This window comes from Helicobacter cetorum MIT 99-5656 (assembly GCF_000259275.1).
GTDB classification, from domain to species: Bacteria; Campylobacterota; Campylobacteria; order Campylobacterales; family Helicobacteraceae; genus Helicobacter; species Helicobacter cetorum.
In genome coordinates, this window is record NC_017735.1 from 171,035 (window position 1) to 196,814 (window position 25,780).

The window sequence follows — 25,780 nt, forward strand, 5'->3', positions numbered from 1 at the left end:
AAACAGACTTTTTTTGCCTTTTACCCCCCCTAAATTTAGAAAAAAAAAAAAACGATTTTTTGCCCTGTATAATAAGGCTGTAAAATCAAGTGTAAAAGGATAACTCCGTATGAAAAAAACCTTTATATCTCTTTGTTTGCTTTATGCTATCGCTCCTATAGAAGCGTTTGCCCACCAAAAAAGCGGCTTTTTCATAGAAGGGGGTTTTGAAACAGGCTTACTACAAGGCACAGAAAATAAAGAAATTCCCATTAAAAAAGTCCATAACACCTATGAAGATTATTTTCCTACAAGCACGATTGCAAGAAATTCTTCAAATCTATTCACAGATTCTCAAGAAATTTCAAAGCTAAAGTTTTCTACTTCACGCCCTATTAAAGTTACTTTAGACAACCATAAAAAGCAAGTCGTTGTAGAAAACTACCTGCCCTACAACCTAAATAATGTGCGGCTTTCATTTAAAGACGCTTTGGGCAATTTAGTGAGTTTAGGTATTTTAGAGACTATCCCCAAACACGCTAAAATCCTTTTAGACCAAAGCTATTTTCAAAATATAAGTTTAATCAACCCTAATGCGTCTTACCTAGATTTTCAAGCCACTAGCACACAAAAATCAGATACAAGCACGCAAAACTTACTTGAAAAACTACAAAATACCACAACAAATTTAGAAGTGAGCTATGTCAATCAGCCCACTGATTTTCAAAGTGAGTTTTGCAAAGATAAAAATTGCTCATTCACGCCTTTCACTGAAACAACCGCCAAAGAATTTACTAATTTGCTCTTAAATCTTGCATCTGTGATTGACTCCAAATCATGGCATGACAATATTATCAACGCTCCTTTTGATTTTTCTGATAAAGCCATGCCAGATAGGAATGGAAAAGTCCCTACAGGAAGTAAGACTATCTCGCCACAAGACATCATAGAAAAACTAAGAAAAGATATGGGGTTAGATATTTCGGTTTTAACAAGTAATAGTGGCTTCTCTCACTGGGCTGGGGCTAAAGCTATCGCACAAGCTGGCTCTCCCCCAAACGCTAACGCTAAAATGGCTGTTAATGAAAAGGGTATCAATCCTAACACTTTTGTTGACAGAAACAATAAAAGTAATAACAGAAATAAGAAACCTGAACCACACAGCCCTAACGCTTATAGTCTAAGTCTTGGTATATCCCCCCTTCTCAAAGCCTATGCAACGGCTAAGGGCTATGCTAATGGGGGCAATATGGCTGACCAGCATGTGCCAAGCCCTTATCAACCCAAAAATAACACCACTCTACGAAGCGATGGTATTCCTTATGATGTCTGCTCATCTCATAAAGATAATTTTCCAAAGTTTACAAACTCCGTCTACCCTACTTGTAGCAATGTGCCAGCTGGATTTGTAGGCATCACTTATGAAGTGTGGAAGCAACTCATCAATCAAGATAAATTGCCTATTAATTTTTTGGATTTAAACAATCAAAAGAATTATTTAAATCCCCTTGAATTTCCTAACACCCTTTTTGGGGCTGTTAAAGAAAGCTTGCTCATTTCTAGTGCTACAACTAGCGGCGTTTCAAGCGTTTTACAAAAATTCAAAGCCCCCATTCTAGGGGCTAACGCTAAAATAGGCTACCAGCATTATTTCAATAATCTCATCGGCTTGTCTTTCTATGGCGTTGCTAAGTATAATTATTCTAAAATCAACGCTAAAGAAGTCCAACAAATCGGCTATGGTGGGGGGCTAGATGTATTGTTAGATTTTGTTACCACTTATGCTAAATCCAAAAACAGCTCTAAGAAACGCTTCGCTTCTTCTTTTGGCGTGTTTTTTGGAGCTAGGGGAATTTATAGCAACTACAGCCCTTCTAAAACCTTCAAAAAGCCTTTAAAAAACACTCTTAATGTCCATGCGGTGGGAGGATTTAGTTATCGCTACAAGCATTCTAAATACTCTGTAGGCGTTTCTGTGCCGCTACTTAGAAATCGTATCAGCCTTTCATATAATGATTCTCATTTAGTGTTTTTAGAAGACCCCAACCATTTTAATGTGTTTTTTAATTATGGGTGGGTGTTCTAATTTCTTAGAACACTCCTTCTTAAAACGCTTCCTTAATTTCTAAATACCCCTTAATGGCTAAATACTTTTTCGCATGCCCTTTTGTCTTTATTCAATAAACATGCTCTTTGCAACGCTTCAAAACGCTCTTTTCTTTCTTTGTCTGTTTCATTATGAATGGCAAGGCTCGTTTTCTTGGGGGAAGTGTCTTCTAACTTGCTTGCAATATAAAACGCCACAGCAGCGATAAAGATAAATATCCAGTCCGTTTTTCTAACCTTAGGGCAAAATTTGCATGCCATCACTTAATCCTTGAAACATTTAAAGTATAATACACTCTTATTGTAAAAACCTTGAATCGTGGAAAAACTGCATGTTGAGTTTCATTCAAAAAATCTTTAAGGCTCTAGTGGTTATGCCTTTGGATTTTATTACGAAGTATTTTAAGTCGTTTGTGTTTTTGTTTGTGGTGCTACTCGTTTTTAGCACTAAAGAAAGCACCCCAAAGACGCCGCCTAATTTAGCCAGACTCTATTTAAACGGAGCGATTTTTAGCACAGAGAATTTTGAAAAAGAAGTCAATAAGATTTTAAAAACCCCTAGTATTAAGGGCGTTTTACTCTTGATTGATTCGCCAGGTGGAGCGGTTTCTGCGAGTGTGGAATTGAGTGAAAAAATCTTTGAGTTAAGGCAAAAAATACCTGTTCTAGCATATGCTAGGGGGATTATGGCAAGTGGGAGCTATTATGTGGGTATGCAAGCGAATGAAGTCTATGCTTCTAAAGCAAGCTTAATTGGCTCAATTGGTGTGATTTTCTCTGGTGCGAATGCGGAAAACTTGCTTAATAAAATAGGCTTAGGAACGCAAGGCGTGCATGCGGGTGAGTATAAAGAAATCGGCACTTTTACTAGGGCTTGGAAACCTAACGAAAAAGATTTTTTACAAAATTTAGTGAATGAGCAATACCAAATGTTTGTGAATGATGTCGCTAAAGCGAGAAATCTCAACGCTAACAACTATAAGAATTTTGCTGAAGGGAAGGTCTTTAACGCTCAAAGGGCTTTGGATTTAAGGCTCATTGATAGAATCAGCACTATCAAAGAAGCTCAAGCTCGTTTAATGGAGTTAAGCAAAGTTAAAGAAGTCCATTGGTTGGAAAAAAGCTCTATGGAGCGTTTTATTGAAAAAGCCACACAATCTGTTACAAGCATACTCACTCAAGCGTTTAGCTACCAATTATTAATGAGATGAAAATGTTAGAATTTATTTTAAAAGTTCAAGCTAAAGACGCTAGAGGTTTGGTGAGTGCCATTAGCACCACTATAGCTAACAAGGGCTATAACATTGTCAAAAATGATGAATTTGTAGAGCCGTTGAAGCAACGCTTTTTTATGCGCTTAAAAATCCAAAAAGAAATCACCCCCTTGAATGCTGAGATTAAGGAACAAGAGGAGCGAGATTTAAAAAACGCTCTTTTTAAGGCTTTAGAAAACTTTGAAGAGCTACTTGTTGAAGTTATCTTAGTGCGTAAAAAAAACATTGTTTTACTAGCCACTAAAGAGAGTCATTGTTTAGGGGATTTGCTTTTAAGGGTGTATGGCAAAGAATTAGATGCTCAAATTTTAGGCGTTATCGCAAACCATGAGACTTTAGCCCCCTTGGTAGAGAAATTTGATGTGCCTTATTTTCATGTGCCTTGCATAGATAAAGCTTCGCATGAAAAAGAAGTTTTAGAGGTTATCAAACGCCTAGAGCTAGAGCATAAAACAAGCATAGATTTGCTCGTTTTAGCCAAATACATGCGGATTTTGAGCCACGACTTTACGAAGCGTTATGAAAATCAAATTTTAAATATCCATCATAGTTTTTTGCCAGCATTCATTGGGGCTAACCCTTATCAACAAGCTTTTGAAAGGGGGGTAAAAGTTATCGGAGCTACGGCTCATTTTGTGAATGAGAGCTTAGATGCGGGGCCTATTATTTTACAAGATACCTTGCCTATCAACCACAATTACAGCGTAGAAAAAATGCGTTTGGTGGGTAAGGATATAGAAAAGCTGGTTCTGGCTAGGGCTTTAAAGCTTGTTTTAGAAGACAGGGTGTTTGTGTATGAAAATAAAACGGTGGTGTTTTAAAGGGCATTGTTTTAATTCTTTTGGCTATAAGAGCGTCAAGCTTTTTACAAGATTTCAAAAGGGCTTAAGGATTTGTGAAAGAGATAAGATATTTAAAAACCTAGCTTAACACATTAAATGCATGCCGACTTGTAGGGGCTTATAAGACTGATAAATCTTAACTACCGCAAGATTTTATAACCCTGTGTTGCCCTGCCCTTCCTTATTGGCATAATCTTTTAATTGCTTGTAGAGTAGAGATTGTAGGCGAATGAGAGCAAAATTCCTATTTTTTTCATGCACTTCAATAATTCTACTCAATAAAGGTGTGCCTTGACAATCGCTCACATCTATGCTAACTCTAATGCGTTCGTTATCATTCTCTTTTTCTGTAAAAATCTTATTTTTTACTTGGTAGAGTCCTTGTTCGTTGCTAGGGGTTAGCACTCTGGCGTATGCACTCATTAAAGCGTCTTCAATCTCTGTATCATTGCTATTCTCAAAAATAATTTGTGCCTTAGGTTTAAGGGCGTTTTGGTAATAGGTGTTTTCATAGGGCTGTAAAGAACTAATAGGGATAGAATACGCTTTTAAAATCCTTTCAATAGGCGTGATTTGTGCTAGTAATTCGCTCATGCTTTTGGCTTGTTGCAAGAAAATGCCCTTACAAGCCTTAGGCATTAAGGTTGCAAACTGCTTGTAAAGGGTGTGGTATTTATCTCTCAAGCCTTGCAAAAACAAATCTTTATTAATCCTTAATCTCGTGTAGTAAATCCCCTTTTGTGCTTCTTGTTTGACTATTTCTACATTATTCAACTCTAAATCATTAGTTCTTAAATTAATCGCTTCTGAATCGCTAGATTTTAGCTTGTTATCCACACGGCTTTTTTGAATATGGATTTGCGAATTGATATTCACACTAATTGAAGCCACTAAATCTGCTAATGCTTTTTGCTTAGAAGCTTCCTTAGATTTGGCCGAACCATTTCCATAAAGGTAGCCTTTTTGGATAGCCGATGAGTTGTATGCCTTGCTATACCATTTAGGCTCGGCACTCAAACAAGTCGCTAGGCATATAAGAATAATCTTTTTCATTGTTGTTCCTATTCTAAAAGGTCAAAATTGTTCCTTGAAGCCATTATTTATTCTATCAATTCAACTGGGTTACTTCCACAAGCACATAAACTTGACTAGCACCGATAAAGGTGGCTTTGATTTTGCTTGCTTTAATCTCTAATCTATCGCTATTAAGAGCGTTCATAATCTTTTCTAAAGCGTTATGCTTAGCTAAAGACAAACTATAATCCATATCTGATGATAACGCCTCACTCACCCCACATGCTAGGATTTTTCCTTTTTTAATCTGTGCTTCTTCAACCTGTATCTTTTGAGAGCAATTTCTTACCCATTTAGGCAACGCCCTCCCCCATGCAATTTGTAGCATTAAGATACAAGCAAACCCACAAACAAGGCGTTTCATAGGCTAATTATTTTTTCTTTTTAACCATACCTAGTTCAGCACGCACCTTTTCTACGATTTCTTTGTCTAAGCCCACTAAAACAAAAACTCTATCCTTACCTATATAACGAGCAAGCATTTTAGAAGCGACTAATTCCTTATCCACTAATTGAGAAATTTTTTCACTATCAGTGCCACTCATAGACCTTTTACCTTCGGAATCCATAGTTCTAGTTTTTTCGTTTTGCAAATCTCTTTGCAAAGTGGCCTTTAAATTTGCCGCTAAATTAGCCCTAGCCTTTGCTGTAGCTTGGTTAGTAGAATAATCTACATCATTACTTGTGATAATGTCTTCAGCCCTGCCTAAAAATACACTTGAATATTTTTCATACCCTGCTACTTTTTCCAAATCCCCCATAACCCAGTCAGGAGCTCCTTTAATCGCTTCTTTATACTCTTTATTACTCTTGCTAACGCCTGATTTTGGGGCATGGTTACAACCCACAACCATCATTGTCGCTACAACACTCAATCCTAAAAGCTTTTTGACTTGATTTTTCATTGCTTATCCTTTCAAAAATATAAGATTAAAACGCCACATGTTTGTTGCTGGCGTTTTTTACAATGGGCTTAACATCGCTCCACACTTCCACGCCTGTTTTTCTATCAGTCAAGCTAAGCGTAAAATTATAGTCTAATCGCTGCCTAGCCTTATCAATAGAAGCTGCATTGCTAGACACTTTACCACTTAAAGATAAATCAGCAGCTTTTAAAGTGCCTTTTTCCATAGTGGTGTCTTGGTTATATTCTTCGCTCTCTCTTTCTTTTTGACGCTGTTCTATAATCCTACTATCTGCCGCAATGCCACTCCCACCGCTTGCCCTAGTTACATTAAATTTTCCTTGAGAGCGTAATCTCAATTGCTGTGTGATTTTGGTGCTAAGCAAGTTCATATCCAAATTAGGCTGAGTGGTGTCATTGATAATATCAGACACTTCAATAAGTCGTTTGCCTTTAAGTTGCACAAAATTAGGGTCATTTAGCATGGATTCTATCATCGCATTAGCTGTTAGCAATAAATCTGTGCTATTAAGACTTGAAGTCGTGTTCTTAGTCATATCATTGACATTTTGATAGGTCGCTACCCCACCTGAGCAACCAACCCACAATAAAGCACTCAAAGCCACTGAACCTATGATTTTTAACTTTGTTAAGAATGCCATAGCATAACTCCCTACTTAAGCTTAATTCAGGTATATTCATTCCTGTTTGTAAAGTCCTAATAAACACAAGGTTTTTGTATCGCTATAGATTTTACCATTTTGTGCGTCTGTTTTTCACATTTTGTAGAATTTGATTCCACAAATTTAGCCCCATCAACATAAAATCCTAGATTCACTTGCTTTTAGTTTGGCAGTATAAATTTTCAAACACGCTTAGAACCATTTCATAGCCTTACCAAAAAGTTTTAACCCTAACACTAACAACCCTACAGCATCGCAAAAAACAAGCTTTTATCCAAATATGGTGAGTATCTCTTGCTTTTTCACGCTTTCTAAAATTTTTCGCAACTAGAAAGCTCGTTACAAACACTTTTAAATAAATAGCCTTTTATTCAGATTTATCATCGTTTAGCAAGACATTCCCAGCGGTCTGATTGAAGAATATTTTTTATCACCAAGGCATAGAAGTCAAAATCTTTCTATCTGTAGTCGCCTTTTCCTTAGAATTTGTTATCAAAACTTTCACAGCACGCTAAAAGCTTAGGATAGATTACTGATAAGCATTCACGCTATGTAATAAATCCCTAAAAAGTAGCTAAAATCTTATCGGCTCCAATCAGTTTCTTTTGGAATCTTCATTCTTACTTGATTGATACAGAGTTCAAAAAACGATTTTTTATTACAGAAATTGATATTTAAATGTAACTAGCTATACCAAAAACAAGTCAAAAAGAAAAACCCTATTGCAACACCCCCTACAACAAAAGGGGGTTTATCATGCTTAAGAAGTAATTTTAACTACAACAACGCCTTTATAGCGTCTTCAATAGGTTTTTGAGAACCGGGTTCTACAAGTCTTTCGCCCACTTCTTTGGCATCTTTGTAAAAAATCAAAGTAGGAATTTTACGAATACCTAAGCTCTCTTTCAAATCTTCGCTTTCATCAAAAGAAACCTTAAAAAATTGCACTTTCCCTTCATAAGCCTTGGCTAGATTATCCATAATCGGCTCAATCTTCCTACAATCCGGACACCAGCTCGCTCCAATATTAACTACCACCGCTCCTTGAGCGATTTTCTCTTCATAATTATTTCCATTAATAATTTCTAACATAGTAATCCTTTAGATTTAATTTCCCCCAACAAGAGAGTATAACACATAGACTTTAATCAAAATGTTTATGACTTAATCTTTTATGCTACACTTACTAGAAATCTAATAATTGAGGTTTAATTCAATGGTTATTCCCGTAATTACTACTTTTGACAACAATTATGTATTGCCTGCAAGCGTAGCGTTTAGCTCTTTTTTGCACTGCATGCATTTAAGCCATCCATCTGATATTCCCCATAATTCCGAGTGTTTGATTCAATTTATTGTCTTACACAATGGCATTTCTCAAAATTCACAAGATAAATTACGCCAAACTCTAGCCCCCTTCAGTCTCGCTCCATTCAATCTCTCGTTTTCTTTGAAATTTATAGATTTAAACGATAGATTTTTGAACGAATGGGAGCTGATTACAAGCAAGCATCACTTTAAAAAAGAAGTCTTTTATAAATTGCTTATCCCTAATTTGTTTAAAGAATACGATAAAGCGATTGTTACTGATGTAGATGTGCTATTCTGCCAAGATGTAAGAGAGTGCTTCATCAATTTTGATTGTGAGAGTTCTTATCTTTTAGCAGGTGTTAGAATTATTGATTATGAACGCTATTTTGGTTGGGAGGGCTATAAAAAATTTAGCGAAAGCGAAAGAGAAGCCCTACACGCCGGATTTGATGCAGGGTTCTATGTCGCTAATTTAAAACGCATGCGTGAGACAAAATTTGAAGAAAAATGCTTAAAATTTATGAGCGAAAACATTTCCAAATTGCAAATGTGTGAATTAGATGTTTTAAATATTTGCCTAGACAACGCTAAAACAAATAGCATTTACCCTTTACCCCTAAAACACATGGTGTGCTTTTATTACCATGACCTATATGGTAAAGAATTAGAGAATTTAAAACCCCATGTGTATAGCGCCAAAGAAATTAAAGAAGCAGCATTAAAACCCAGCATGATTCATTATAGCTCCAATGAAAAGCCATGGCTATCTTTTGAACCTAAAAAATTCGCTCTGTATTATAATGCGTTAGCTGGGCTTTTCAAACATCCATCGCCTTTTTTAGTAGATTTTTTGCAACATTTATGCCTTAGATTAAAATCAAATGATGAGCTAGCAAATCGTAATCTTGATTTGGAAAATCGTAATCTTGATTTGGAAAATCGTAATCTTGATTTGGAAAATCGTAATCTTGATTTGGAAAATCGTAATCTTGATTTGGAAAATCGTAATCTTGATTTGGAAAATCGTAATCTTGATTTGGAAAATCGTAATCTTGATTTGGAAAATCGTTTGATACGCCTAGATAACTTGGGACGCTTAGAAAAATTATTCGTCAAAATTTATAGAAGATGCAAAAGATACGCTAAAGCTTTATTTAGAAAATAGCCCCTAGTTTTTATAAAAAAGTGGAGCTTAATTTTTTAAGCCCCACTTATATGACAAGTAAAATAACTTGATTTTGAAGAAAAACAAAATTCAAAAAAGATTGAATCTAATAATATTCTTTTAATCATGTTTGAATGCCAATATTGTTTATAAGCAAAACCATTTGCAACCAAGGTTGATAAATTTACTCACCCATACAAACCCACAAAAGATGCCTAAATAAGGCGTTTTTAGTTTTGTTTGCTTGTCTCACTTAACAACACTTTTAAAAAGAACGCTTGAATTTTAGCTTTTTTTTGCTTATTTTGTCAAGTCCTTTTAAAATTTTTTAATACCACTCTAGCAACGCATACAAGGGCATTCTAGCACCATATACTACACCTAAAAAACACAGCCGACAGAGATTACTCGCGCTTGCATATGTGCGGCATGCAAGCGTTTTTACACAATTCTAATCACTCTAAAAAATGTTTTTGATTTTTAGCTAAATTAAAACACAAAATAAAACTATCAACAATTTTAATCTATCTCTTTAAAAAAAGGGGGGCATTATCATAGGGGTAAAAAAGGGGGGGCAAAGCGTTTGGGCGTTTAGTATTAGTGTAGTGTGATAAACAAATAAACATGCTATACTAAACAAAAAGGCGTTTTTAATGAATTTGTATAACAAGATACAAGAATTTTTAAGCACTTATGAAACCTTACAAACAACACAACAAAAAGCCGTTAACAACGCACAAGACAATTTAAAAGACTTCTTAAAACAAGAGCTAGACAAACAATGTCAAGCTTTAAAAAAAGAGATTACCCTCTACCAGCAAAACCAACTACAAGATGAATTTAAGCAAATCCCCCTTAAAATTTCTACTATAGAAACTGAGCTTTTACAAAAGACTGAGGAAAAAATACAATCACAAATAGAGCAAGAGCTAAACACAACTAAAATAAAACAAACCGAATTAAAAGCTGAGTTATATCTGCAGGCATTGCTAGAAATCAACAAAATTAAAACCCTTCAAAATGTATTCATGCAATGTCAATGTGAAGAATTAAACGCCCTTAAATTACAAAATTTAATCAATTATGAAAAAGAGCAGGCAAAGCTTTTGAAAGAAAATCCGATTCAACATATTTATTTAAACCATTAGAGAGCATAAGATGGAATACAAAAAAAGCAAAGAATACACAAGCGATTTTAGAAAAAAGGTGCAAGTATTTTATGAGAGCCATTGCTTATCACAGGCACAAGTGGCGCAAAAATTTAACATAAGCCGTTACACTCTTATTAAATGGATACAAGCAGGCGAATGGAAAGCTAAAAACAACAAGGATAGTGTGCGTGCTTATTATGAAACGCACCACATATCTTTTAGAGAATTAAGCGGCATGTTTAATGTAACTGAAGCTACTATTAAAAAGTGGGCGAAAGAGGGCAACTGGCAGGAGGCTAAAGTCTTTGACAAAGTAGAGCAAGAAGTCCTAAAAGATAAAATCACTGAAAAAAATATCGGTTTGTTTTTAGACACAAAAAAAGATGAAGTAAAACAAAGTTTAAGAGAGAGTTTAGAAGGCTTAGATTTAGACCCCATCGTGTTAGAGTGTATTGTAGAAACAAGTAGTGATGAATTGCTACTAAAAGCTATGAATACCGCTTACATAAAAAAGCAGATTCTATTTTGTGCCATTGTAGCAAGGGGGGAGCTAATTAAGATGTTAAAGCTAGGAAGCTATGAGCCAAAAGACATGGCGGCCATAATTGTCGCCGCAGAAAAAGTATCAAAGCTATTTATTGATGCCGGCGTGTCTTTATTCGGTAAAGAGCAAATACAAGTGAGAGAGGAAAATAGCCAACAAAAAGATTTTACTAAGCTAAACATGAACGAACTCATGGCACTAGCAAATGCTAATGTTGAAAATTAAAACGCCCCTAAAATATCCTTGAAGCTTTTTAACTCTTTTTCGCATGTGCTGTTATTTATAGGTATTTTAATATATTTATCTTGTATTTTAATAATGGTTTTTTGTTTTGTTTTTAGGTATTCTTGCCTTGATTGTTTTAATTTTTCTATGCTGTCATTTTGGAGTTTTATTGTGGCATTAGTTTGCGATAGCTTTTCTTTTAAAATAGCGTTGTGCGTTTTTAAATGTAAAACCATAAAAAACAAAACAAGAGCTACAATATAAGGCGCTAAAAATTTAAAAGCGTTTAAATAAATAGCCATTTACATTCTATTAGTAGGTATCAATAGCGAAGGCTTTGTGTCTTTATTAGTGGGGCTTACTTTAGCTAATGGTTTAAGTAGTTCCTCATAACGCTTGACCTCTAATTGATTAACTCTGTTTTGTAGATTAGATGCTTGTGTGCTGGCGTTGTAGTTATTCACTAGAGCTTGGGTTTTTAAATTGTCAAAGGCTTGTCTATTTTTAGCAAACTCCATCTGCTTATTTTGTAAATTCAAGGCATCGTTATAAGCCCTTTCTTCTTTGAAGGCTTTTAATGCGTCTTGTTGTTTTTGATAATTTAGGGCATCTTGTTTTAGTTTAGCGTTATCAATAAAAGCGCCCGAATTGCTTATGCTTTGACTTAGATTAGCGATAGAGTTGCTTAAATTAGCGTTTAAGTTTCTAAAATGATTTAAACTTTCATTATAAAGCGCTAGACCCCCTCTGCCTGCTGTTATATCTGGGTAATAGTTAGCCATTGCTTTTTCCTTTTATTGTCTGTTTACTGGGCTAGTAAATGGGATGTATTTTTTAGCTGCTACTTCTATGTCTTGCTGGTTTTTTAGCCTTTCGGCTTCTCGCTTTTCATAGCGTTCGTTCTCTTTTTGGTATTGCTGTTCTGCCATCTGCATGCTTTTTTTAGCTTGCTTTCTGTTCTCAAAAAAATTAGCTAAATCCACTCCTAAACCGACAAGCCCTGTTACACCACCTAAAAGCATGCCCGCCCCGCCATAACCGCCGATGCTATTCATAAAGCCTTTAAAACCGCCCTCTTGATTAGGGGTCTCTAATTGTGGGGCGTTCATGCTAGTTAGCATGGGCTGGTTTTTTATTTGAGTTGTAAGGGGCGTTTGCTGTTGTAATAAAGGTTTGTTAAAAAAGTCGCTTGTATTATAGAGAGTTGGCTGTGTGTAAATGCTTTTAATATCAAATTCCATTTAAAACCCTTTAAAAATATAAATGCCATGTTAAACATGCCATAAAAAAGCAAAGTGCAAGAATAATGACTTGATTATCCATCTCTCTTTCCTTTCTTATTCAAAGCCGTTTAAGTCTTTTTAATCATACTCCACTTGAATTTTTGAAGGTAAGAAATAACAAACCCTTAAAATAGCCTCGGCTTTGTTAGTTGCATCTGGATTTGTAATGTTTGCGTTTATGGTCTGCGTGGTAGGCATCTCATATAGAACATTACTTTCATTAAATTGTGAGTATTTTGGGTCTGTTTTTAAAACCTTAATGCCGTTTAAAAATAACGCATCGCTTCCTTTAATACCCACGCTTAATGTCGTTGTGCCACTCTCTAAAGGCGTAATTATTTCTACATTACACTTAACTATAACCGCCCCTTGCGGTATAGCTGCTAATTCAATTGTTGGCTTATTTAAAAAAAATCTACTTTCTACCATATAGCTAACATTTCTTACTAATTGCTTCATGTCTTGCTCCTTTATTTTTTAGCCGCTGCTTTGCTTGGCTCTTGCATATTAGTTACTAAACCGATAACGCTGAAGTCTTGGTTATTGTAAAGGTTATTAGCCGCATTGCCATTTCCTACAAACCTTGCCTTACTAACGCCCATAATACAATCAATTCCAACTAATGACTTACGCCCTGCATCTTGATTTTCATCTATGTAAAAAGTAATCTCTGGGCTGTGTGCCATTAGCACACTACTAGCTCCGATTAAGCAACCGATAGATATTTCACTCTCGCCCATCTCTGTTGCATTCTTTGTTTTTAATGTCGCTTTCAAATCAGATGGCGTTACAATGCTTTCTACATTAGCCTTATTGATATAAGAGCTAAACTCTTTCGCATCAATAGTAGAATTGGGCATGCCACTATTTAAAGAGGTCCAAATGCCTGCATCAATTATCACGCAATTATCTATCACGCCACAAAAGCCCTTATATAATAGCCCTCTGTCTAGCCCTGCATAGGCGTAAATCTTTTGAATGTCTTTAAACTCTGGGTCGGCTTTTAGCTGTGAGGCTTGATAGCTATCTAGTAGCACGATATAGGAGCTATTTTGTGCTATAACCCCCTTACCTGCATCTTCCATGCTTGCCATAATCGGCTTAATAGGGAAGGTCTTTGTGCCGTCTGCTTTTAGTCCGTTCCTTGCGTTAAAAATCGCCTTTCTAATCGTTGCCACATTCATTTGAGGCGTGTAAAGCACATTTGAGAAATCATTAGTCATGGCTGCGATGATTCGTTTATCTCTTTCAAGCCCCATCCAGTTTGACAAGCTGTCGCATGTTTCTTTGATAAAGTCAGTATTCTCTAAATCTTCATAAGCCTTAATTTTTGACTTCGCACTATTTCCAAACGCTTCGGGGTAAATGGTTTGACTTAGTATCTCTAAATTATCTAAATTAGCTATAAAATCAGTATTACCTACCACGCCCCTACCCATTAGCGGTGTTTTTAATCTAGGCACAAAGGGGTTCTGCGTTTTTGTGGTATAGGTTCGAATCGCTCTGTCTTCGCCCTTTCCTGTAATGCTTTCAAATAATGATTTTTTCCAACTCGCATTTTCAATTTGTAATGCAACTTCTCTACCGATTTGTGGGTTACTTGAAATGTTATTAAAATCTACTTGATTTAAATTTAACATGTTTTATCCTTTCTTAATATCTATTAACAACGCTACTATTTAATGCGCTGTTTGTGCTGGCTACGCCGTTTCCTTGTAGCTCTTTAGGAAGGGGCTGTTCTTTTTGTGGCTGTTTGTCTTGTTGCGCTGGCTCTTGTGTAGCTTCAAAGAGGGTTAAAATCGCTTCAAAAAACGCCTCGCCTTCTAAGGTGTCAATTTCTTTCTTATATTTAGGTGGGATTTCATTGTTATAAAATTCTATTAAATCCTCCATGTCTGCGTCCGGATGTTTTTTTAAAAACTCGGCTTTAGCGGTTTCTACTTCTTGCTTTTTCTTTGAAGTGTGTATTTCTTCGCTTAGGCTTTTGGCTTTATCCACTTTGTCTGTTAGGCGTTCTTTTAAGTAATTGTTTTGGCTTGTCAAAACATATTTATAAAAATCCACCTTACTTTCAAAAAATAGGTTCTCTAGCTTTTCATCGGTATGTTCTGCCATATACTCTGCAAAATCGTTCTCATAGCTATTAGCAACCTGTTCTATTTCTTTCTCTAGGGCTTCTAGTTCTATTTCTTTTTTTGTAGCTCTTTATCCATTATCCTGCCTTTAAAAAAATATTTCTTATTAAAGCAAAAAAACCATTTTAAAAAAATGGTTATATTGCTTTTTTAATTTACAGAGTCAAAAACCCATGATTTAATTGCTTGTTGTGTGGCGTTTATTTTTTGCTGGTTTAGATCTTTTTGGAATGGGTCAATAAGCTTGTCTACTTCTTGGTTAATCTCTTTTGTTATATTTTGGTTTTGTTGGTTTATGCTATTTTGCATGCGGTTTATTTCATTAGTTTGGCTATTTTCAATGCCTTGTGAGATTTTATAAGGGTCTTTGAATATCTTTAATTTTAAGCCATTAGCATAATAGCTCTGTTGCTTTAAAAATAAAAATTTGCTTCTTGCTTGCATATCGCTTTTAAATTGAAACACGACTTCATAGGGCTTTAACGCTTTATTAAAGCTTATGTTATTAAAATAGTTGAAACTATCATTACCGGCGAGTCTCTTGTGGAAGGTATTGTTTAGCATTTCATTAAAATAGTTAAATTTAAAATCGTTGTTAATACCTTTCATAGGGTTGTAAGCGTTTAAGGGGTCATAATTGTTGCCCCCTGGGTTAAAGTATTCATATATAACCCCCTTTGGGTATATCGCATAGGGGTTTGCTAGAAATACATCGCTCACTCTTATGTTGTTATGGTTAAACAAATTCTTAAAAGGCATGTTAGGGGCTTTTTCTTGCTTGGTAAGATTAAGCCCTAGGACTTTAAATTCTTTTTTAAAATGCTCTTTAGTCCTTTTGTTTTGTTGCTTTAATTCTTCTAGTCTTTTCAAGCTCCTTTTAATGTCTATGATTTCATTTCTTAAATTAGGGTTATTGTTAAAAATATCATTAATTAATTGTTGTTTAGACTCTTGTTGTTGTTGTGGCGTTAAGTGAATGCTATCTGGGTTAATAGAATTTGGGTTATAGTTTGGTGTGATGTTTGGTGTGATGTTTGGTGTGTCTGCATCAGGTGGTCTTGTGCTTTGATTAGGGTTTATGGTTTGAGGGTGGTAGCCTGTGGTGTTGTTGTTAGTTTTGTTGCTTCCGAAAATATCTAAAATGCCACTCCATAAATTTTCTAAAAATCCCATGCTTATTCCTTAATCTTTTATGTTTATTTTTATCTCTTTTTAGTATAATACTAATCCTCCCCTACATACAAAACTCATTAGAGAGATTTACTCCTTACTCTCTCTAACTCCTTTTAAATCACAAGTTCGCTTATTTTAAAGCTTTCTAATGTTGTTAAGTCGTTAATCTCTGCTAGTCGTAGTTTCTCTGCTCCATAAAAACTTAGTATGCCTTGCTTGTATCTTAAGCCATCGTTAAAGACTTGTTTTAGTTGCTCTTTGGTGTGTGGTTTATACATTTTAATGCCCACTTCGCCTTTAGCATTAAGCTCTGCACATCTATAAGGTGCATCAATATTTGCACTCACTAGGGCAATTAGGTTGCTTTGGTCTTCTAAGGTGGCATCGTAGTTGTGGTAACTCCCTAACGCATTACTAGAGCAACCTTTCAATAAATTGTGCTTACAAATAGCGTTAATCTCGTTTTCTATTTCTTGCTTTTTAGTTTTTAAAGCCACTTCTTTAAATTTAGCCATTAAGGCATCTTTAGTGGGTAGTTCAAGCGTTACTTCTTGCTTTTTAGTTTCATCGTAGGTGGTGGTATTTAGTTCTAGGTTAATATTGTTTTCTTCAACTCTAAAAGAGCCTAAAAGATGCAACTCCTCTAAAACTAAGATTAAATACTTTTGATACTTAGCCATGTTTTCTAAAATCATTTTTTTGTCCTTTTGTTTTTAACTTAAATACCATGTAAAATCTGCTTGTGTTATGTTATAGGAATGTGGAAAGAAAGTCCCATTATTTGCTGGCATAACGAATACATAGTCTGTAATAGGCGGTATTTCTCTTATAATGGTGGTTATTCTTTTAGTGCTAAAACTCGCACTACTCCCATAACTAACCCCATACCATACATTGATATAGCCCTTAAAATACTTACCCCATAATTCTAAGTCCCCGCTTATTCCTGTAGCTAAAAATTTCACATGATAGATTTGGGTTTGTTGGGGGGCGGTGGTGGTGGTAAAACTTGGCATAATAAAGCCTTGGTCGCATCTTAAAGCTAAGGAGCTTTGAGGATTTACATTACTATCGGCGTTGTTGTATTGAAAAAAGACTTCTATTTCATAGGACTTCGTGCTATTCATTACAAAGTTACCACTGCTAGTGCTGGATAATTTAGTGATAAAATTCTGCCCCCCTGTGCTTACATAGAATTGTCCTAAAACATAATAAACTATAGAACGATAATTTTTTAAAGTATTGAGTTCGCTTTGTAGGGTTATATTCTGTTGTTTTAATGCTTGTATCTCTTTGACTTGCTGTGCGTTTAAATTTTCTAAACTTTCCACATGCGCTTTTATGCCACCATTCTCTGGTATCATAGCGTTTAAGCCTTGCCCGCCCCCATGTATTTCATAAAAAGTTTTGAGTGCTTTTATTCGTGTTGACTTCAATTTTAGCGTTTAAAGCTTGAGGCGCTTGTTACTTCTTGTATAGCTTGCGTCTTTGCTTGGGTTAATTCTTGCGTTAATTCTTGGGTTAGTGTGGCTTTAACATTGTTTTGAGCTTGCGTTAAAACGCCCTCAAATTCTTGTTTTTTTTGCGTTAAAACGCCCTCAAATTCATTTATTTTATTTTGTAACTCTTGCACGCCTTGTGTGGCGTTTTCTTGTTGTGTTTGGTTAAAGCTTTCAAAATAGCTTTTATATTCATTAAAAGCATTTTGTAGCTGCTTAAAGGTATCTAATACCCACTGCTGTTTAGCCTTAAAATTTTCATTATTTAGGCGTATCTCTTTATCAAAATTAAATGCAATGTCTATGGTGGTTAAGATTCTATTCATTCCATCAAGGCTTAAATAGACTTGTTCTTTCCAGTCTGTGGAATTATTTAAGGCTTTTTTCATTCTCTCTAATAGGGGGTCAATGGTGTTGTCTAAAACTTCCTTATTAGTCAAATCTTGGGGGCTTAATTCAATAGTTGGGGGGTTAATGATATTCATTGTTTTTGCCTTAACTTGTCTTGTATAACGCTTATTGTGATAGATTTTGATACATTCGCTTGGCCTATGCTTGCTTTGAAGGTTATTGTATGCTGTCCTGCTATGTTGCTACTAAACAAAAAGGAGTTACCGCTTGCTAGTAATTCATTATTCGCATTATAAAAGCCTTCAGTCGCATTGTTTAAAGTAGAAAAGCCCCAGATTTCTGTGGGTTCATTCACTAGCACTTCTAATTCATTACTGAATAACTGAATGCTCTCTTTATCCCCTAATGCGTTTAATTTGTCTAGTTCATTACTAAGCTTATTAAGAATTGTATTAAGCTCGTTTTCTTCTGCTGTGCCGTTGTATTGTATGCCATTATTATTCACGCTTGAGTGGGTGTATTCTATGCCGATTTGATTGATAGTTTCAACTACATTAGCGAAATTATTCGCCCCCACGCTTCCTGCTACTTGTAACAAGCTTACATAAGCGTTGGCTCTGTTTATAGCGGCGTTGTCTTTGAGAGATTTAAGCATGCTTTGACATTGTATCAATGCGTTTAATGTTTGGGCTTTTTGGCTTTGTAGTTGCATTTGCATGCTTAAAAACTCTAATTCCATTCTAGCCTTGGCTTGCTCTTTTGCAAATTTGTTTTGGCTCTCTTGTAAAGCGATTTGTTCGCCTTGAATAGCGGCCTGTAAGCAAATCGTATTTAATTCCTTGTTATTGAAGTTTTGCGTTTGTAAAGCTTCTTTGAAGGTTAAAAAGTTTCTTATAAATCTTGTTGTATTCATTTAGTTGCCTTTCATGTAGTTAGAGTATGCGTTGTTATAAGTATTTTCTAGCTCTTTGGTGTTATAGTTGCCTTCATTCTTGTTTAGCATTTCTACAATTTTAAGGGCTGCGTAGTTTTTAGCTTGAAACTCTTTTGGGTTAATACCATTTAGCGCTAATAGCCTTGTATCGGCGTTTTTATTTTTATCCACTAGGGCTTGTAATAATTGGGCGGTTTTGCTTCCTAACTCTTTTTGCCCCCTAAACCATAAGGCGATGCTATCCTTTGCATCTCTTTTGTCATACTCGCTGGGCGGTTTTCCGCCTGCGTTAGACTTTGCGACTAATGCAACCATATTATTTTCGCTTTGTTGTAGCTTAGAGTTGCCATGCGTCATGCCTAATAAGCCGTAGCTAATCTTATTTAAAAACTTGTTAGCCCCATATAAGATGCCCGCTTGATTGTCTGCGGTCTTTAAAAATCTAATCGCACCATCTATGCTGTCTGCGTTGGCGTTAATGGCTTCAATAGGTTTAGAGGGGTTCTTTAGGGTCATGTCGTTTTTTAGGTTTAAATTGCCGTTTAGTGTAACATTTAAATCTATTCCTAAATACTTCTTAGCCACTAAATAATCTAATGCATCGAGCTTATTTTGTGCGATTTTTTGGTCTAGCCTTGCGATTCCTGTCTTAGGTAGGGTGGCATCGTTTGTGGTGGCTTGGTTTTGATTGTTTAGGATATTTAAAGGCTTTGTTAATGGCTCTTGTGTATTTAGGGGGGCATCTTGGGTGGCTTGTGGTAGGGGGGCATCGTTTGTGGCTTGTGGCTCTTTTATGGTGCTATTATTTAATGCGCCTGTGCTATCTATTAAATAATTGCTTAAGTCCCCTTGTGTGCCGTTAATTATGCTTTTAATCTCGTTTAATTGCTTTTGTCTTTCTTCCATGTTAATTCCTTTCAAAAAAAGTTAATACTAAAAAACTAAACAAATATGCCACAAAAAAACAGATGGGCATCTTGCTTTCAATAGTAAAAAATAGTTTAAAATTTTTATTTTTTTCTTGCATTAAATACCACTCATAACTAAATAGATTAACGCTTAAACTATTCTCTAACTGCGTAATAATCTCAAATTTAATGCTATTAACGGCTTTTGATTTTTTTAATATCTCTAACCATACGATACACAAAATTAAGCCCACGCTTATAAACACGCATGCCTTAAACCCCCCTAAAATTAAAGCTACGCTTAAACAAATCAAATGAAAAGCTATAAAACAAAAATTAGTATTAGTGCGTCTGTCGCTTATGTGTCTTGCTTCTTCTACCATTAAAAGATATTGATTAAGTATTTCTTGCTGTGTTTGATTTTCATTTAAAAGGCTTTTGTTTTTTAACATTTTTAATCCTTTGGGTTAAGTTTTATGTTGTTGTTTTTTGTGCTATAATCCGTTTGCGGTTCACTCCATGATTTTTAATCATGTTTTGCCTGCTCTGTCCGCATAAAAGAGTGGATTACGGCGGACTTTTTAATCTTGTTTTTAATGCTCCCATCTCTTATAATTGTTCCTGTAATGAATTTATTATCTTTGTCTTGTGTTACCACCATAAAATTCATGGTTTTAGAATTTTCTTTAATGAATGGTTTAAAATAATGCTTTCTTAATGCTCCATTAATGGTCTCATAAGTAACGATTAAAGGCTCTTTGAGTGTCGGCTCTATAAGATGCAAATTAGCAAGCCTAACATTACCATCCGTTCTAGTTCCTAAATGTTTTAAAAAATTCTCTTTGTTAATCGCATTGTTAAAGGATTTTAAAAATTCTTGTTCGTTTAATTCTTTAGGAATACGCACGGCATATTCCTTTAAATTTTTATCTAAACCATTTAAAAAATTTTCTTTGTCTTTTATTACTTCATAGGGGCTTGTGGCTTGCTCTGTTATTTCTCTCGCTGGCTCTTGTGCATTTAGTGGGGCATCGTTTGTGGCTTGCTCTGTAACTTCTCTCGCTGGCTCTTGTGTATTTAGGTGGGCTTCTTTTGTGGCTTGTGGTAGATTAGCATCGTTTGTGGCTTGTTTCTCTAAGCTCTTATAATAATCTTTCTGTAAGCCCTTAATGTTTCTTGTTAGCTGGTTTAGGGCTTGGTTGTTTTCGTTGGGTTTTCTATCGTGCTTTAAGAGATAATGCGTGAAGTCGTATATATCAATATCATTAAAAACCTTTCTATCGCTTCCTAACAAGTCTTTTGTATCATCTGCTATGTTATGCTCTCTTAAACCTTTCTTAATGTTATCACTTCTTAGGGCTTCAAATAAGGCGTTGCTTGGGTCATCAAGTCTAGCAAATCGCGCTAAGGCCGCTCCTAAAATTTCGCTTATATCGCTCTTGTGCTGGCTTTTTTCATATTCTGTAAAACCTAGTGAACTTGCGCTGTGTTTATCAGCAAGGGCTTTTAAGCTCTCTGTTGTGCTTTCATAGTCTTTGATAGATTTAAAGGCTCTGTCTAGTGTATCGCTTAAATAAGCGTTTAAACTCAGTTTAGGAAAATTTAAATCGTGGATTAGATTGTGAAAACTCCCTGCATTATCTATAAACATTTTTTTAACTTTTTCATAGCTCTTGGGGTCATCTTTAAATTCTTTGTGCCACTTGTTTAATAATTCTATGCCTTGGGTTTCACTCCGTGGCATGTTATACATTAGCAAAGCTAAATTACTATCGCTAACATTTGGGCTTGTGGCTTTGTCAAAGTTTAAATCTCTAGCAACTAAACGCTTTAAGGAGTGGATGGTGTCTGCGTTTAGCTTTTTATCAAGCTCTTTTAATTTAGGTGTATAGTGGCTTAAAACGCTCAACGCCTTGTCGCTCTCACTATTAAATCGCCCCGCATTGCTTCCTGCTGCTAAGTTGTTAACCTCTGTATTATTAAGGTTTTTGTGTGGCACTCTAATTAGGAGTTCATCTGGCTTTAGTGTGATATTATAATAGTCTTGTATCGCTTTATCGTAGGCGGCTCGGCTCTTATTCGTAAAATTTAGCATGCCTTGTATTCTATGATTACCGCTTATCACTTGCCCGTCTTGTAAAATAATCGGCAAATCTTCAAAGCCCCCGCTCCCAAAAATCTTTTGTGGGTCAAAGTTCTCTGCAATGTTTTTAATCTGTTCTTCATTCATATGCGTGCGTTTTTGCGTTCCGCCTGTGGTAAAACTGGGTTTTAAGTCTTTAGCCTTAACTATCGCATAATCTAGGTCAAAAATCTCGCCGTCATTTAACCTAACTCTGCTCTTAGCTAAATCTAGTTTTTTTAAGGGTATATCTTGCCCCACTTCAATTTTAGTCTCGCTCTCTAAATTGCCGGCATTACCCCTCTCAAATGCTAGTTTTTGTTTTAGGGCTTCTTCTCTTTTAAGGGCATCTTCTTTGTAGCTCTCATAATCTTGTAAGGCTTTTTCTTTTTCTAGGGCTTGCTTTTGTAGTTTTTCTTGCTCTGCTAATTGTAGGGGTGTTAGGGCTTTTTCTTGTTTTATTAGTTCTTTTTGGGTAGGATTAGCTCCGTTAGAGTTTAAGGGCTGAATCTCGCTCTTTGTAATTAGTGGAGATGTGTATAAACTTCCGCTATTCTCTAATTCATAGCTTGTTACTATCCACTTGTTAGCTAGTTTTTCGCCTTGCCAGTTATCTTTCAACCCCACTCTTTGATTTTCATACACTACAGACAAGCGGTTTAAGTCATCTTTTAAAACTTTTCCTTTCTCAATCACTTCTGGTATTTTTTTGACTATTTCTAAAGCGTAGGTTTTAGCTTCTTGCTCGCTTAGTCCGTTATTAAGTGCTTGTTGCTCCCTTCGTTGTAAAATGTGTTCTAGTCCGTACTTAGAATTACCATAGACTAAATCAATATCCCCTAAACCTTCCTTGTGAAATGCCCCCGTAACATAGCCTTCTTTAGTTTCTAGTAGCTTCTCAATTGCTCCTAAACCATTCCCTTTAAACTCGCCGTAATTTGTTCCCCACTCTCTTGTGGCTTTATCTGTGATTTCTTTCGCTGGCTCTTGTGTGGCTGGCTCTTTTGTATTTAGGGGGGCTTCTTGGGTGGCTTGTGGTAGATGGGCATCGTTTGTGGGTGCTTTTAATGGCTCTTGTGTGGCTTCTTTTAATCTCTCTTGTGTGGCTGGCTCGCTGGCTTGTTTAAAATCTTGTTTAGCTTGATTTAAACCGCCTTGTAATTCATCTATAATCTTAAGGGTATCATTTGAAAATTTAGAATTTTTAGCGCTTAATTCAAGGTTTTTACTAAACTCATCAACGCTTGTGCTTCTCTCTAACGCTCGCTTAATGTGGTATTTTAAAGCAGCTCCTGCGGTGCTTTCGTTTAGGGCTTTGGGTAGCTTTAAACCTAGAAATCTATCGGGGGCATTTCTATAGAGTGTCCCTAAAGCAAACTTAGTCCATAAAAACTTAGCCGCCCCGCTTAGGGTTGTAGCTAGTCCTTGGTTAATGTTTTTGGTAGTAGCGGCCTTTAGGTTGTTAGCTATTTCAGAATCGTTTTTAAAAAGCTTATGAAATCCGTTTGCTATGTCTATGTATTCCTTAGCCTTTGGGGTGTTAAAAACGCCGCCCTTAAATTCATTTAACTTGTTAAAAAAGTTATGACTATCAAAAACTTTTAAATCGCCTTGTGTGCTATCTTGCATTATGCGATTTAGCATGCTTAATTCAAGGCGTTCTCTGTCTTGTGTGTTTAAGCCTTTAGTTAATACTTCGTAATTGCTTAAATCTTTCTCGCCTTGTCCTTGTATAACTTTCATTAAGGATTTAATAGCGTCTTGTTCTTTAATGTTTCTGTCTCTTATTTTAGCGGTGTCTATTAAGTCCATGGTGGCTTTCATGTTTCTGTAATCGTTTATAGCCGTATGGTGTAGCTCTTTGATTTTTTCATAAGCACTCTTATTTTGCTTCAATATATTGTCAATGCCGTTGTCTATGTCGTTCTTTAAAAACTTAGCGCTGGCTTTTTGGATATATCCTAAAGTAGAGGGGTCTTTTACATTTCGTTCATAAGCATTTACCATTTGCCTTGCATTTCTTAGTTGCTCGTAAGTTACGCCATTCTTGTTGTAGATATTTCTTTCAACTTGGTTTAAAAAGCTTTTAGCGCTTGGGTCAATCTTGCCCTGGGCTTTTAAATCATTCTTAAAACTCTCAAAGGCGGTTATATTGCTTAAATTGTCGTTTAAATTAGTCTTGTAGCTGTTATCATATAGTTTAGTTATAACGCCATCTAGGGCTTGATTATAGCTGTCTTTTGTGCCTGCTTCTAGCTTGTCAAACACGCTCTTAACCTCATAATCTTTTAAATCGTATTCTTTTAAAGAGTTTCTTAAATTTTCGCTAGTTTGTCTTAAAATGTTTTTTAGGTTGTTGTTAGCTCTTGGGCTGATATTAGCGGCTTCACTTAAGAATGCGATAGTGTTTCCTGTATCATCGGCTCGTATAGCTCTTAAAAAGGCTTGTTGTTGCTCCTTGTTATTGTCTAGGATTATAATGTCTTTTAGGGTGTCGTAAGCTTTTAATTTATTGCTATCATTATTAAAAGCTTTGGCGATTTTTTCTCTCAAAAAGTCGCTACCCTCTTGGTTTGGTTTAACATTGCCTCCGAAACTATCTGCAAACTCTTTTAAGCTCTCTTGTTGCTCCTTGCTTAAAGTGTTCTCTATGATTTCGCTCGCTCTTTTAGCATTGCCTGTAAAAAAGTTTCTTGTAAATTGATAGGGCATGCTCATGCTGGCTAGTTTTAAGGGGGCTTTTATGGCTGGCTTTGCTAATTTTGCCGCTGCTCCTATAGCAACATCGCCGGCTAAACTTAATAACCCCTCTTGTATGCCATGTTTTAAAGTCTCTTTTAGGTTTTGCTCTCTGTTTAGATAGTGGTTGGTTATGACTGCATCTGTAATGCCCCCTAACCCACTTCCTATCGCTCCTCCCACTCCTGCTCCTATAGCAACGCTTAAGGGGTTAATCTTGCCTTTCTTAATCGCATTTTTAGCGCCTTCAACACTTCCTATTATGCCACCGCTTATGCTAAAGGCGTTCGCTTTCAAGCTATCTAAAAAATTATTAAAAAAGCCATCGTTTACTTTGTAGCTCTTGTTATCTTTAGAAACAAATACATCGCCCTTCTCGTTGGTTGTGGCGTTGTCAAATCCTTGTAGCCTTGCTAATGTGTTAAGGCTTTTTAAATAGTCTTGTTTCTCTGTTTCGCTCGCTGTGTTTAATAAGTTAGCAATAGACTTGGCCTCATGGATATTGTCTAAGAATGCCTTTTGCTTTTGAAATTCTTTTGTAATATCTTTGGCTCTTGTGTTTTCTTTCCACTCGTTGTAGTTTTTCTCATTGAAGTTATCAAAAAAACCTAAATCACGCTTAACTAATTCTTGCTCTTTATCGCTTAAGCTCTCAAAGGGTTTATTATTTTTTGCGATTTGGTAGAGATTCTTTTCATCGTTGTAGGCTTTTTCTGTGGCGTTATTTGTAACGCTTTCTTGTATGGCGTTAATGGCTCCACTTAATAGCCCATCATCGTTTCTCTCTTGTTTTAGGCTCTCTTGCATTTGTTTGGGTAGGTCTTTGAAGTCTATATCATTCTCTTTAGCTAGTGTTTTAAGCTCTTGTAATTTGTTAGCATTCTCTTTGTAGCTCTCAAATTGTGGTTTTTTTAATAATACGCCCTCTAATGTATTGGCGGTTTTTTCTGCTAATCTCTCAAAAAAGCCCTGTTCTTTTAATTCCTTTGATTTGTTTTCTAAAGTGTTTAAAACTCTTTCTTTCTTAAGCTCAAATTCATTTATTGGCATGCTCTGTAAATTTAGGGGGGCATCGTTTGTGGGCGTTTTAGGTTTTATAGAAATTTGTAAGCCTTTTGTATTTTTTAAGTCTGTGTATAAAGCATTAGTTAATGCATCATCTTTTAGCCCTTGCTGCTTATAGTAGCTTTCTAGCTCGTTGTAGTTGAAATTACTATCATTATTTTTTACAAAATTTAACACGCTATTTGGGGATATATTGTCCTTGCTTAATCTCTCAAAATCTAAAGTTGCCATTAGATATACCTCTTAAAAAATATTGCATAAATTTAACCTATTTTTGATTTTTTTAAAATGGTTACATTGTAATTTTTTCAAT

Annotated in this window: 26 protein-coding genes; 6 read left to right on the plus strand and 20 right to left on the minus strand. The window is 35.7% G+C overall.

Going from position 1 to position 25,780, the window contains the following annotated elements; genetic code table 11:
* The first annotated feature begins 109 nt into the window (after positions 1-109).
* A complete protein-coding gene (locus HCD_RS00855) occupies positions 110-2,065 on the plus strand; it encodes a porin family protein (protein ID WP_014658729.1) in 1,956 nt (651 codons plus the stop codon).
* Between the two features lie 50 nt (positions 2,066-2,115).
* Here HCD_RS00855 and HCD_RS00860 read toward each other — a convergent pair whose 3' ends face one another.
* Positions 2,116-2,346, minus strand: coding sequence for a hypothetical protein (locus tag HCD_RS00860; protein ID WP_014658730.1), 231 nt, complete (start codon positions 2,344-2,346; stop codon positions 2,116-2,118).
* 71 nt (positions 2,347-2,417) lie between these two features.
* Between HCD_RS00860 and sppA the strand changes: the two genes are divergently transcribed.
* Positions 2,418-3,296, plus strand: coding sequence for a signal peptide peptidase SppA (gene sppA, locus HCD_RS00865; protein WP_014658731.1), 879 nt, complete (start codon positions 2,418-2,420; stop codon positions 3,294-3,296).
* A gap of 2 nt (positions 3,297-3,298) precedes the next feature.
* Positions 3,299-4,180 carry a formyltetrahydrofolate deformylase gene (gene purU, locus HCD_RS00870; protein WP_014658732.1) on the plus strand — a complete coding sequence of 294 codons (882 nt, stop codon included), beginning with the start codon at positions 3,299-3,301 and terminating at the stop codon, positions 4,178-4,180.
* Positions 4,181-4,354: 174 nt separating this feature from the next.
* Here the strand turns inward: purU and HCD_RS00875 are convergent, their stop codons facing one another.
* The 5 genes from HCD_RS00875 to HCD_RS00895 all read right to left on the minus strand — a co-directional run bounded on the left by HCD_RS00875 (position 4,355) and on the right by HCD_RS00895 (position 7,954).
* A complete protein-coding gene (locus HCD_RS00875) occupies positions 4,355-5,254 on the minus strand; it encodes an LPP20 family lipoprotein (protein ID WP_014658733.1) in 900 nt (299 codons plus the stop codon).
* A gap of 55 nt (positions 5,255-5,309) precedes the next feature.
* Positions 5,310-5,639 (minus strand): hypothetical protein, encoded by a 330-nt coding sequence (locus HCD_RS00880; RefSeq protein ID WP_014658734.1) that lies wholly within the window; start codon positions 5,637-5,639, stop codon positions 5,310-5,312.
* Between the two features lie 7 nt (positions 5,640-5,646).
* Positions 5,647-6,180, minus strand: a complete 534-nt coding sequence (locus tag HCD_RS00885; RefSeq protein WP_014658735.1) for an LPP20 family lipoprotein — start codon at positions 6,178-6,180, stop codon at positions 5,647-5,649.
* Between the two features lie 25 nt (positions 6,181-6,205).
* Positions 6,206-6,841: a penicillin-binding protein activator LpoB gene (gene lpoB / locus HCD_RS00890; protein WP_014658736.1), complete on the minus strand. Its 636-nt coding sequence runs from the start codon at positions 6,839-6,841 to the stop codon at positions 6,206-6,208.
* 798 nt (positions 6,842-7,639) lie between these two features.
* Positions 7,640-7,954, minus strand: coding sequence for a thioredoxin family protein (locus HCD_RS00895; protein ID WP_014658737.1), 315 nt, complete (start codon positions 7,952-7,954; stop codon positions 7,640-7,642).
* Positions 7,955-8,078: 124 nt separating this feature from the next.
* Between HCD_RS00895 and HCD_RS00900 the strand changes: the two genes are divergently transcribed.
* The 3 genes from HCD_RS00900 to HCD_RS00910 all read left to right on the plus strand — a co-directional run bounded on the left by HCD_RS00900 (position 8,079) and on the right by HCD_RS00910 (position 11,258).
* Positions 8,079-9,338, plus strand: a complete 1,260-nt coding sequence (locus HCD_RS00900; RefSeq protein WP_014658738.1) for a glycosyltransferase family 8 protein — start codon at positions 8,079-8,081, stop codon at positions 9,336-9,338.
* 653 nt (positions 9,339-9,991) lie between these two features.
* Complete coding sequence (locus HCD_RS00905; RefSeq protein ID WP_014658739.1) at positions 9,992-10,486, plus strand: hypothetical protein; 495 nt, start codon at positions 9,992-9,994, stop codon at positions 10,484-10,486.
* 10 nt (positions 10,487-10,496) lie between these two features.
* The gene (locus tag HCD_RS00910) at positions 10,497-11,258 is read left to right on the plus strand and encodes a hypothetical protein (protein ID WP_014658740.1); all 762 of its coding nucleotides are present in this window, start codon (positions 10,497-10,499) and stop codon (positions 11,256-11,258) included.
* Here the strand turns inward: HCD_RS00910 and HCD_RS00915 are convergent.
* The 14 genes from HCD_RS00915 to HCD_RS09500 form a co-directional block, all read right to left on the minus strand.
* The gene (locus tag HCD_RS00915) at positions 11,255-11,560 is read right to left on the minus strand and encodes a hypothetical protein (RefSeq protein ID WP_014658741.1); all 306 of its coding nucleotides are present in this window, start codon (positions 11,558-11,560) and stop codon (positions 11,255-11,257) included. The two genes, HCD_RS00910 and HCD_RS00915, sit on opposite strands and share 4 nt — an antisense overlap.
* Entirely contained in the window at positions 11,561-12,040 is a 480-nt protein-coding gene (locus HCD_RS00920; protein WP_014658742.1) for a hypothetical protein, read from the minus strand. It lies immediately after the preceding gene.
* A gap of 12 nt (positions 12,041-12,052) precedes the next feature.
* Complete coding sequence (locus HCD_RS00925; RefSeq protein ID WP_014658743.1) at positions 12,053-12,499, minus strand: hypothetical protein; 447 nt, start codon at positions 12,497-12,499, stop codon at positions 12,053-12,055.
* Positions 12,500-12,619: 120 nt separating this feature from the next.
* Positions 12,620-13,000, minus strand: a complete 381-nt coding sequence (locus tag HCD_RS00930; protein WP_014658744.1) for a hypothetical protein — start codon at positions 12,998-13,000, stop codon at positions 12,620-12,622.
* Positions 13,001-13,011: 11 nt separating this feature from the next.
* The gene (locus HCD_RS00935; protein ID WP_014658745.1) at positions 13,012-14,181 is read right to left on the minus strand and encodes a phage capsid family protein; all 1,170 of its coding nucleotides are present in this window, start codon (positions 14,179-14,181) and stop codon (positions 13,012-13,014) included.
* Positions 14,182-14,194: 13 nt separating this feature from the next.
* Positions 14,195-14,656, minus strand: a complete 462-nt coding sequence (locus HCD_RS00940) for a hypothetical protein (protein ID WP_014658746.1) — start codon at positions 14,654-14,656, stop codon at positions 14,195-14,197.
* Between the two features lie 170 nt (positions 14,657-14,826).
* Positions 14,827-15,849, minus strand: coding sequence for a hypothetical protein (locus HCD_RS08710; RefSeq protein ID WP_014658747.1), 1,023 nt, complete (start codon positions 15,847-15,849; stop codon positions 14,827-14,829).
* 113 nt (positions 15,850-15,962) lie between these two features.
* Positions 15,963-16,544 (minus strand): hypothetical protein, encoded by a 582-nt coding sequence (locus HCD_RS00950; RefSeq protein WP_014658748.1) that lies wholly within the window; start codon positions 16,542-16,544, stop codon positions 15,963-15,965.
* Positions 16,545-16,562: 18 nt separating this feature from the next.
* The gene (locus HCD_RS00955) at positions 16,563-17,285 is read right to left on the minus strand and encodes a Med9 domain-containing protein (RefSeq protein ID WP_014658749.1); all 723 of its coding nucleotides are present in this window, start codon (positions 17,283-17,285) and stop codon (positions 16,563-16,565) included.
* Positions 17,286-17,287: 2 nt separating this feature from the next.
* Positions 17,288-17,833, minus strand: a complete 546-nt coding sequence (locus HCD_RS00960) for a hypothetical protein (RefSeq protein WP_014658750.1) — start codon at positions 17,831-17,833, stop codon at positions 17,288-17,290.
* The gene (locus HCD_RS00965; RefSeq protein ID WP_014658751.1) at positions 17,830-18,612 is read right to left on the minus strand and encodes a hypothetical protein; all 783 of its coding nucleotides are present in this window, start codon (positions 18,610-18,612) and stop codon (positions 17,830-17,832) included. The genes HCD_RS00960 and HCD_RS00965 overlap by 4 nt, the downstream gene beginning before the upstream one ends.
* Complete coding sequence (locus HCD_RS00970) at positions 18,613-19,539, minus strand: hypothetical protein (RefSeq protein ID WP_014658752.1); 927 nt, start codon at positions 19,537-19,539, stop codon at positions 18,613-18,615.
* Position 19,540: 1 nt separating this feature from the next.
* Entirely contained in the window at positions 19,541-19,993 is a 453-nt protein-coding gene (locus HCD_RS00975; protein ID WP_014658753.1) for a RipA family octameric membrane protein, read from the minus strand.
* 74 nt (positions 19,994-20,067) lie between these two features.
* Positions 20,068-25,698 carry a putative barnase/colicin E5 family endoribonuclease gene (locus tag HCD_RS09500; RefSeq protein WP_014658754.1) on the minus strand — a complete coding sequence of 1,877 codons (5,631 nt, stop codon included), beginning with the start codon at positions 25,696-25,698 and terminating at the stop codon, positions 20,068-20,070.
* Positions 25,699-25,780: the final 82 nt, after the last annotated feature.